Origin of the sequence: Zhongshania sp. (genome assembly GCF_041584495.1) — a bacterium.
GTDB lineage: Bacteria > Pseudomonadota > Gammaproteobacteria > Pseudomonadales > Spongiibacteraceae > Spongiibacter.
Genome location: NZ_JBFHDY010000260.1, coordinates 1 through 1,848 on the forward strand (window position 1 = coordinate 1; position 1,848 = coordinate 1,848).

At 50.9% G+C, this 1,848-nt stretch carries 2 protein-coding genes; both read left to right on the plus strand.

All coding sequences use genetic code 11. The features are described from left to right. Positions 1-1,150 (plus strand): helicase RepA family protein (locus tag ABYP33_RS18905; RefSeq protein WP_373092883.1); only part of this gene is annotated, 1,150 nt, incomplete at its 5' end. A 361-nt stretch (positions 1,151-1,511) separates the two neighbouring features. Next, on the plus strand, positions 1,512-1,685 hold the full coding sequence (locus ABYP33_RS18910) for a helix-turn-helix domain-containing protein (protein WP_373092884.1): 174 nt from the start codon (positions 1,512-1,514) through the stop codon (positions 1,683-1,685). Positions 1,686-1,848 lie beyond the last annotated feature (163 nt).

Sequence of the window (1,848 nt, forward strand, 5' to 3'; positions counted from 1 at the left end):
CACGCTGTTCCACATGGCAGAGCGCGAGGGGTATATCAGGCCAGTGACGTTTGACAGCCCAACCCCCTCCCCCGAGACAGAAGAACAGGGAGAAGCCGAGGCCGCAACCACCAAACCCAAACACGTCCGAATGTTGGAGGCTCTACAGGCCAACGATGACGCCGAAATGGCCCGGATAGCCAATATGGCTTGGCTGATTGATGGCCTGATCCCTGCTGAATCGTTCGGGGTGCTATACGGTGAGCCGGGGTGCGGCAAGTCCTTCACCGCCGTCGATATGTCGTGCGCCATCGCGTCAGGCACCCAATGGCAGGGGTTGGATACCGGGGATGAGGGCGTGGTGGTCTATATCAGTGCCGAGGGCGGTAATGGGATGCGATTCCGCAAAAGAGCCTGGGAGCAGGTCAACACCAAAGCCCCGTTAATGCGCGTGCTTCCCATTACCACCATTATGGATGACCCAAAGGACGTTGGGCAGCTTACCCAGGTTATCCGGGAGTATCGCAAGCACATTGACCAGCCGGTTAAGTTAGTGGTGGTGGATACGCTCAATCGGTCTATGGGCGGCAATGAGAACGACAACAGCGATATGGCTGATTTCATCCGGGGGTGTGAATTAATTCAGCATGACCACAAATGCGGGGTAATGGTGGTTCACCACTCGGGCAAGGATGCAGAGAAGGGGGCGAGAGGCGCATCAGCCCTCAAAGCCGCCACCGATTTCGAGATCATGGTGACGAAACAGGAAAGCATACTCACCATTACGAATACCCGCGCCAAGGACGTTGAGCCACTGCCTCCTATTATATGCCGCGCCGATGTGGTCACTATTGAGGGGTACACAGACTATAAAGGTCGCCCCATAACCTCGCTTGTTCCCGTCCCCGCCAGCTTCTCAGATCAACTAAAAGCCGCCTCCGGAATGACGGAGCGCGAGACTATGCTGCTCGATTGCGTCCGCGCTCAGGTGGCCAAGGAAGGGGCGCTAGATGGGTCGGCAGACCGGCAGGAAGTTCGGCGGCTATTTATGGAGCGCAGCGGCATACACGGCGGCAAGTTTGGGCAGGCATTTAGCTACAACCTCAAGTCCCTTGCCGATAAGGGGTGCATCAGGCTATCTAAGGATTATGTTTACTTGTTGGAGATATGATGTATTTCTTGTGACAAATTTTGTCAGTAGTACAAAATATTATACCGAAATCATCACACAGGGCCGTGTTAATTCGGGTGTCTTAAAATAGTGGTCACTAACATAAATCACACGCATCACAAATTGCCGCGTGACTGAGTTTTTTATATGAATCATATAGTTAATAAAATCATCACACGCATCACAAATGGTCACGTGATATGCGGAACATCATCATCACATATAGACCCCCCTACTAAAGGGGGGTCTATGTGATGTTAGTGATTTTGTGATCTTTTGGAGTGGCTTTGTTTTTTTATAATTTAGTGGAATAATGGCCATTATTGTTTAGTACTAAACCAACCAATCGGATGAACGGAAAATGATGACACTGGCGCAAATTCAAAAAGCACTGGAAGGCGAAAACATCAAAGCCCTGGCGCGGGAGCTGAATCTATCCCACACCACACTCCACCACCTCAAGAGCGGAACCAACGACAACCCGCGTTTGAAGACTATGCAGGTGTTGAGTGAATATTTTAATAGTAAAAAATAGTTGACACATTGAGTGGTAAATAATAATCTACCCCTAACCCGCCCACAAAGCGGGGAATGAGAAACACCCAACACCAATGACCGGAGGGGTTATGAGCGCACACCTAGGCGAAGACTACGTACCTTTGAAGGCCGTCAACGAAAAACCCGAATGGAGCACAATC